This is a genomic window from Kluyvera sp. (assembly GCF_047971185.1).
GTDB lineage: Bacteria > Pseudomonadota > Gammaproteobacteria > Enterobacterales > Enterobacteriaceae > Kluyvera.
Map to the genome: position 1 here is coordinate 103364 of NZ_JBKDZH010000044.1, position 7327 is coordinate 110690.

Below are 7327 nucleotides of genomic sequence, written 5' to 3' on the forward strand. Positions count from 1 at the left end.
TGAGCATGACGCCGGTTCCTTCCTCTCGCCATGGCGGGAAAATCTCCAGCCTGTTCTGGCGTAAGCCGACGCTGGGGCTATTCCTGCTGCTACTCGGGCCGCTGATGTGGTTTGGCATCGTCTATTTTGGCTCGCTGCTTACGCTGCTGTGGCAGGGTTTCTACACTTTCGATGACTTTACGATGTCGGTCACGCCGACGTTGACGCTGGCAAATCTGTACGCGCTGTTTAATCCGGCGAACTACGACATCATTGTGCGCACGCTGGTGATGGCGCTTGCGGTGACCGTGGCCAGCGCGCTGCTGGCTTTCCCAATGGCGTGGTATATGGCGCGCTACACCCGCGGAAAGAAAAAGGCTTTTTTCTACGTGGCGGTGATGCTGCCGATGTGGGCCAGCTATATCGTCAAAGCCTACGCGTGGACGCTGCTGCTGGCGAAGGACGGCGTGGCGCAATGGTTTCTCAACCATCTCGGGCTACAGCCGGTACTGGCGGCCATTCTGACGCTGCCAGGCATTGGCGGTAATACGCTCTCGACCTCCGGACTGGGACGCTTCCTGGTGTTCGTCTATATCTGGCTGCCGTTTATGATCCTGCCGGTACAGGCCGCGCTTGAGCGCATACCCGGCTCGCTGCTTCAGGCCTCCGCCGATCTGGGCGCGCTGCCGCGTCAGACGTTTCGCCATGTGGTGTTGCCGCTGGCGATCCCCGGCATCGCGGCGGGGTCAATTTTCACCTTCTCACTGACGCTGGGGGACTTTATCGTGCCGCAGTTAGTGGGGCCGCCGGGCTATTTTATCGGCAATATGGTCTATTCCCAGCAGGGCGCGATCGGCAACATGCCGATGGCGGCGGCGTTTACCCTCGTACCGATTGTCCTGATTGCCCTTTATCTGGCGTTTGTGAAGCGCCTGGGAGCGTTCGATGCACTCTGAACGGGCACCGCTGTTCCTCAGAATTGCCGCCTGGGGCGGCGTTGTTTTCCTCCATTTCCCGCTGGCGATCATTGCGCTATACGCCTTTAACACCGAAGACGCGGCGTTCAGCTTTCCGCCGCAGGGCCTGACGCTGCGCTGGTTTAGCGAAGCGGCAGGGCGCAGCGATATCTACGAGGCGGTGACGCTGTCACTTAAAATCGCGGCTCTGTCGACGGCCATCGCCCTGATACTTGGCACGCTAGCTGCAGCAGCACTCTGGCGGCGGGATTTCTTTGGCAAAAGCGCAATATCGCTATTGCTACTGTTGCCAATTGCGTTACCTGGCATCGTCACCGGGCTGGCGCTGTTAACGGCGTTTAAAACGGTCAATCTTGAACCGGGGCTATTCACCATTGTGATTGGTCACGCCACGTTTTGCGTGGTGGTGGTGTTTAACAACGTGATAGCCCGCTTCCGCCGCACGTCGTGGAGCCTGGTGGAAGCGTCCATGGATTTAGGCGCCAACGGCTGGCAAACCTTCCGCCACGTCGTGCTGCCGAATCTGGGGTCGGCGCTGCTGGCGGGGGGCATGCTGGCGTTTGCGCTATCGTTTGATGAAATCATCGTCACCACCTTTACCGCCGGGCATGAGCGCACGCTGCCGCTGTGGCTGCTGAACCAACTGGGCCGGCCGCGTGATGTGCCGGTGACTAACGTTGTCGCGCTGCTGGTGATGTTACTGACGATGATTCCGATTTTTGGGGCGTGGTGGCTCACGCGCGAAGACGAAACGGCCGCCAGCGGTGGTACGACATTTAAATAAAACAGGATCATGCTATGCAACATAAGTTACTGATTAACGGTGAACTGGTGGTCGGCGAAGGCGAAGCGCAGCCGGTCTATAACCCGGCGACGGGGGAGATCCTGCTGACGATTACCGAGGCCTCCGCCGCGCAGGTTGACGCTGCGGTAAATGCTGCCGACCGCGCTTTCGTCCAGTGGGGACAAACCACACCTAAACAGCGGGCGGAGTGCCTGCTAAAGCTGGCCGATGTCATTGAAGAGCATGCCGAAACCTTCGCCCGGCTGGAGTCGCTTAACTGCGGTAAGCCGCTGCACTGCGTTCAGGGAGATGAAATCCCCGCGGTGGTGGATGTATTCCGCTTCTTCGCCGGCGCGGCGCGCTGTCTGAATGGCCTGGCGGCAGGGGAATATCTGGAGGGTCATACCTCGATGATTCGCCGGGATCCGGTTGGCGTGGTGGCGTCTATCGCGCCGTGGAACTACCCGCTAATGATGGCGGCGTGGAAGCTGGCGCCTGCGCTGGCGGCAGGCAACTGCGTGGTGATTAAACCCTCGGAGATTACGCCGCTAACCGCGCTCACGCTGGCGGAGCTGGCGAAAGATATCTTCCCGGCCGGCGTCCTGAACGTGCTGTTTGGCCGTGGCCAGACCGTTGGCGATCCGCTAACCGGGCATGCGAAAGTACGCATGGTTTCGCTGACCGGCTCAATTGCCACCGGCGAGCACATTCTGGCCCATACCGCGCCTTCGATTAAGCGCACCCACATGGAGCTGGGTGGTAAAGCACCGGTGATCGTTTTTGATGACGCCGATATCGATGCGGTGGTTGAAGGTGTGCGGACCTTTGGTTTCTATAACGCGGGGCAGGACTGTACCGCGGCCTGCCGCATCTACGCGCAGCAGGGCGTTTACGATCGGCTGGTGGCAAAGCTCGGCGCGGCGGTGGCGAGTCTGAAGATAGGCGCTCCAGACGATGAAAGTACCGAACTGGGGCCGTTAAGTTCGCAGGCACACCTTACCCGCGTCAGCGATGCGGTCGCCCGCGCTAAAGCGTTGCCGCACATCACGGTGGTGACCGGCGGCGAGAAGGCGGCGGGTAAAGGGTATTATTTCCAGCCAACGCTACTGGCGGGAGCGCGACAGGAGGACGAGATTGTCCAGCGCGAAGTGTTTGGCCCGGTGGTGAGTATCACGCAGTTTGACAGCGAAGAGCAGGTGCTGGCCTGGGCTAATGACTCCCCGTATGGCCTGGCCTCATCGGTCTGGACGCAGGACGTTGGCCGCGCGCACCGTCTGAGCGCGCGGCTGCAGTACGGCTGCACCTGGGTCAACACGCACTTTATGCTGGTCAGCGAAATGCCCCATGGCGGGCAGAAACTGTCGGGCTACGGTAAGGATATGTCGATATATGGGCTGGAGGATTACACCGTGGTGCGGCATGTGATGATCAAGCACTGAGGTATTTATCTTAATAAGCCTTTTAGGCCTATTACGGACTTTTTGCATTGCGTTTATTCATTCTGGCAAACACGGACGTTTGTTATGATAAGTCCTCTCAGCGTTAGTCATCATCCGAGAATGAGATATTTCATGCTCTATACAGAAACCCCTTTTGCTAAAGCAATTTTTGAGCTCTTTGAAGGGCTTGCAGAACAGCTTAAAGAACATGGCCATAATACATCCTGGATGTTGCAGAGCCTTTATTTTCGGTGGTTGTGCAATGCATCTTCATACCAATATTCGCACCAGCAGCGATTTGGATGCCCAGCTTGAAGGGGCACCTGATGTTAAACGGCAGGCATTGCGTCTATTAAGTGAGGTCGTGCCCATCGGTATGTGGCATTATAATCAAATGCCAAATATGGATGGTTTGCCGGAGGATGCGATGAAGGTGGGGGCTTTTGTGTTAGATCGTCTTGCCAGATTCGCGTGTGTCTCCGTAGAATTCAAAAACAGAGTGTTTCATTTTCTTGATGAACTCGCTAACCAACTGGCAAAACGCGTCGACACACCAAACGCTTCCGCTAAAATTGACAAGCTTGCCGTGAAGTGGGGCGTTAATGCAGATCTTAGAGGCTATATGAAGGAGTTACTTCCCCTTCAGACGCGGCATGCATTTTGCTGATGAACCATGAAGAGTCAAGATAAACCACCGGAAGGTGGTTTTTTTACTTTCTGCACAGAGGTAGTCGGACGTTGGCCTCATTACCCCCTTCGCGGTAGCCCAAAAACTGGCCACGCGCCGCTGCGTTTTTGACATGCCCGGAGCAACGTGCGAGGATCCGCGACGTTGTTGAACCGGGCATAGTCAGAGTGATGAAAAAGAGTATTGTGTGCAGTGCCGCCGTCGTGGCGGCCGTGATGGGTATAGGTGTTTATTATTCAGCAAGCCGTATTGCCGCCTGCAATGGCGACAACCACGCTACGGCAGCCTGCCTGGCGCAGGCCTGGGATGCTGAGAAAGTGAATTTAATTCCGCAGTACGATCCGAACCGCTATGTAAGCGACCCTACCGCTGACAGCATCTTTGCTGCTTCCCAACCAAAACGCTAAGCGTAAGCCAAATCACAGAATGAAAAACTAAAGCGGCATACGATAGCTTTAGTTTTAATCGTTCACGCAGTCAATTTGTCTGGAGGCAAATTTGCGTGAAGTGAATGGTTTTACGCGACAAGCGGTGAAAAACTTGATGTGCGTCAAAAAACGTAGCATATTGCGCCGCTTTAACGATCAATTGTAAGGACTACATTGATGACGCTGTACCAAAACATGCTCGTCTTTTACGCCGTTATGGCGGTGATCTGCGCCACCATTACCTGGTTTCTCACTAAAGAAAGCACCTCAATCCGCCTGATCGCTACCTTTTTAATTGGCGCAACGTGGCCGTTCAGCTTCCCCGTTGCGCTGCTGCTGTCGCTCTTCTGAGGGCTATTTACTGAGGTCGCTGAGCAAAATAGCGATGCTTTTACCGCCTTCGGTCTGCTCCAGCGCAATTTTTACGATAATGGTGAGCGGCACCGACAGCAGCATGCCCACCGGGCCCAGCAGGCAGCCCCAGAAAATTAACGATAAAAAGACCACCAATGTGGAGAGCCCCAGGCCGCGTCCCATGATGCGAGGCTCAAGAATATTGCCAAACACGAGATTTATCACCAGATACCCCGCAAGTACGATAAGCGCGTCGTAAAAGCCGCTGAACACCAGCACCTGCAGAATAGGGGGAATGGCTGCCAGCACCGAACCGATATTGGGAATATAGTTAAGCGCGAAGGCCAGCAGCCCCCAGATAAACGCAAAACGTACCCCCAGCAGTTCCAGCATGGCCCACACCACCAGCCCCGTCACCACACTAATCGCCGTTTTCAGCACCAGATAATGCGACACGCTGTCCAGCGCCCGCTGAATGGCCGCCATTCCCTCCACCGGGCGTGACATGGTCTGCTGGAATTTGGCCGGTAGCTGCGGCACCTCCAGTAGCATAAACACGACCGTCAGCAGCAGCAGGAAAATGGATGACATGGCGTTTGAGAGCTGCGACAGCAGCCGTGACACCAGCGTCATCGCAGCATTAGGGTCAATGTACTTGATCAGTTCATCCGGGCTGACGCTGATGCCAAATCGCTGCATCCACGGCTGGAGGTTATAGATCGGTACCGCCAGCGAAGAACGATACTGTGGCAGCGTGCGCGTCAGTTCGTTAAGAGACGTACCCAGCGAGGCCAGCAGCAGAACCGCCGCCAGAATAATCACGCCAATCAGCAGTGAAATTCCAAGGACCCGCGGCACGCGGCAGCGTACCAGCAGCTGAACCACGGGATTGAGGATCACGGCGATAAACAGCGCCAATACAAAGGGGACGATGATCTCCGCGGCGAAGCGGATCCCCGTCAGAATGATAACCAGCATGCCGAGCATGATGACGATTTTTAATCCATTAAGCGTAATGATCGGCCTGGACATGGTTGCTCCTGCTTTAAATTCTGCTGATCATGATAATTGCGAATCATCTAATAATAAATGGATTCACATCAAACAACATCAGTAAAGATTTGAAAACATTTTGAGATACTTTCACAACTGTGTTAGAAATTAGCGGTGTTTAACTACTGAGGACAATTTTAATCCGCAATGATGAGAAGCAATACCGCGGATAATTGTAATTTTATGGACAATATGTTCAGGACGTACATTTCTACCAAAGCTACTGTTTTCCCTTCCTTTTCCGCCTTCTGTGGTGAGCATCACTGGCGCAACGCGCTGTAGTCCCTCTCTTCGTCTGAGCTAAATTTTAATCATTTTATTTCGGTTTGCGCCGTGTCGCGAACTGCAACGGATTATATTCTCATGCAGGAGAAGGACCATGTTTTACTGGATTTTATTAGCCCTGGCTATTCTGGCCGAAATTACTGGTACGTTGTCTATGAAATGGGCAAGCGTAAGTGATGGTCATGCTGGTTTTATTTTAATGCTTGTGATGATCTCACTGTCTTATATTTTTCTTTCATTTGCAGTTAAGAAGATTGCGCTGGGTGTCGCCTACGCGCTCTGGGAAGGTATCGGTATTTTACTGATCACCCTCTTCAGCGTCTTACTGTTTGATGAAAGTCTGACGGTGATGAAAGGCGCGGGTCTGGCAACGCTGGTTGCCGGTATCGTGCTGATCAAGTCGGGGACGCGTAAAGCGCCGACGAAAAGCGTTAAACTCAATAAAGAGGTGAATCATGCCTAAGTTCGAATTGATTCACGGCCTCTGGCTGGCAGGTTCCATTGTTCTGGAAATTGTCGCTAATATTTTCCTGAAGTTTTCTGACGGCTTCCGTAACAAACTGTACGGATTTCTCTCCCTGGCGGCCGTGCTGGCTGCGTTCAGCGCGCTGTCGCAGGCGGTGAAGGGGATTGACCTATCGGTTGCCTACGCCATCTGGGGTGGCTTCGGCGTAGCGGCTACGCTGGCGGCGGGGTGGATCCTTTTTGGTCAGCGTCTGAATAATAAGGGCTGGGTCGGTCTTGGCCTGCTGTTGATTGGTATGGTCATGATTAAGCTTGCCTGATGTGACCGCTGCCCGAGAAATCGGGCAGCGAAATTCGCTGTCTGTATTACGCTTGTAACAAAGGGTTCGCTTTGTTTCTGCGAGGATGATACATGTTCAATCCGTCACGCTGGCGTAATATTGCCACGGCCAGAACGCTATTCGTGATGATCTTTTTAGCCGGTATTGGCCTGATCTTTTCTATTATTTCATTGTTGTACCTGTCGCAGAATCTGATTAGCAGTAAAACCAACGATATTGACGCCCGCCGTTCCGCGCTCTCCGTCGAGGGGGCCATTCAGACCTCGATCAATCGTGTGCTGTCTGTAGCGCGGCGCATAAATTGCGAAACTTTGTCACACAACTTTGGATCGCTTTGCGCGATCCAACTTTAAATGTCAAATCGTGAAACCTGCTGGAAATTTCTTGTAGAGCGTCGAGATGCCGACATCAAAAATAATGGCAACACGCTGCCGAGTTTCACCAGCTGCGATTAATCTACCCATCTGAGCCCACTGTTCTGATGAAAATTTTGGTCTCCTCCCACCAATCCTCCCTTCAGCTTTCGCTGCGGCA

The 7327-nt window shown here is 54.0% G+C and carries 10 protein-coding genes and 1 pseudogene; 9 read left to right on the top strand and 2 right to left on the bottom strand.

Going from position 1 to position 7327, the window contains the following annotated elements; all coding sequences use genetic code 11:
- Window positions 1-5 precede the first annotated feature (5 nt).
- The 6 genes from ACK5JN_RS12640 (at window position 6) to ACK5JN_RS12665 (ending at window position 4646) form a co-directional block, all read left to right on the top strand.
- Entirely contained in the window at window positions 6-935 is a 930-nt protein-coding gene (locus ACK5JN_RS12640; protein ID WP_416870501.1) for an ABC transporter permease, read from the top strand.
- The gene (locus tag ACK5JN_RS12645; RefSeq protein WP_416870502.1) at window positions 925-1740 is read left to right on the top strand and encodes an ABC transporter permease; all 816 of its coding nucleotides are present in this window, start codon (window positions 925-927) and stop codon (window positions 1738-1740) included. Before ACK5JN_RS12640 ends, ACK5JN_RS12645 begins: the two co-directional genes overlap by 11 nt.
- Window positions 1741-1754: 14 nt before the next feature.
- Entirely contained in the window at window positions 1755-3179 is a 1425-nt protein-coding gene (gene patD, locus ACK5JN_RS12650; RefSeq protein WP_416870503.1) for an aminobutyraldehyde dehydrogenase, read from the top strand.
- 154 nt (window positions 3180-3333) lie between these two features.
- Window positions 3334-3846, top strand: a complete 513-nt coding sequence (locus ACK5JN_RS12655) for a hypothetical protein (RefSeq protein WP_416870504.1) — start codon at window positions 3334-3336, stop codon at window positions 3844-3846.
- Between the two features lie 191 nt (window positions 3847-4037).
- Entirely contained in the window at window positions 4038-4274 is a 237-nt protein-coding gene (locus ACK5JN_RS12660; RefSeq protein ID WP_416870505.1) for a hypothetical protein, read from the top strand.
- A gap of 198 nt (window positions 4275-4472) precedes the next feature.
- Entirely contained in the window at window positions 4473-4646 is a 174-nt protein-coding gene (locus ACK5JN_RS12665; protein WP_416870506.1) for a GhoT/OrtT family toxin, read from the top strand.
- A 3-nt stretch (window positions 4647-4649) separates the two neighbouring features.
- On the opposite strand, the gene ACK5JN_RS12670 is transcribed toward ACK5JN_RS12665, so the two are convergent.
- The gene (locus tag ACK5JN_RS12670; protein WP_416870507.1) at window positions 4650-5681 is read right to left on the bottom strand and encodes an AI-2E family transporter; all 1032 of its coding nucleotides are present in this window, start codon (window positions 5679-5681) and stop codon (window positions 4650-4652) included.
- 400 nt (window positions 5682-6081) lie between these two features.
- On the opposite strand from ACK5JN_RS12670, the gene mdtJ reads away from it, so the two are divergent.
- From mdtJ to ACK5JN_RS12685, 3 genes and pseudogenes are all read left to right on the top strand, one after another.
- Complete coding sequence (gene mdtJ / locus ACK5JN_RS12675) at window positions 6082-6450, top strand: multidrug/spermidine efflux SMR transporter subunit MdtJ (protein ID WP_416870508.1); 369 nt, start codon at window positions 6082-6084, stop codon at window positions 6448-6450.
- The gene (gene mdtI / locus ACK5JN_RS12680; protein ID WP_416870509.1) at window positions 6443-6772 is read left to right on the top strand and encodes a multidrug/spermidine efflux SMR transporter subunit MdtI; all 330 of its coding nucleotides are present in this window, start codon (window positions 6443-6445) and stop codon (window positions 6770-6772) included. The genes mdtJ and mdtI overlap by 8 nt, the downstream gene beginning before the upstream one ends.
- A gap of 92 nt (window positions 6773-6864) precedes the next feature.
- Window positions 6865-7080 (top strand): annotated as a pseudogene (locus ACK5JN_RS12685) (bifunctional diguanylate cyclase/phosphodiesterase); the annotation flags it as partial.
- Between the two features lie 69 nt (window positions 7081-7149).
- Here ACK5JN_RS12685 and ACK5JN_RS12690 read toward each other — a convergent pair.
- Window positions 7150-7327: helix-turn-helix domain-containing protein (locus ACK5JN_RS12690; RefSeq protein ID WP_416870515.1), on the bottom strand; the 178-nt coding region annotated here is incomplete at its 5' end.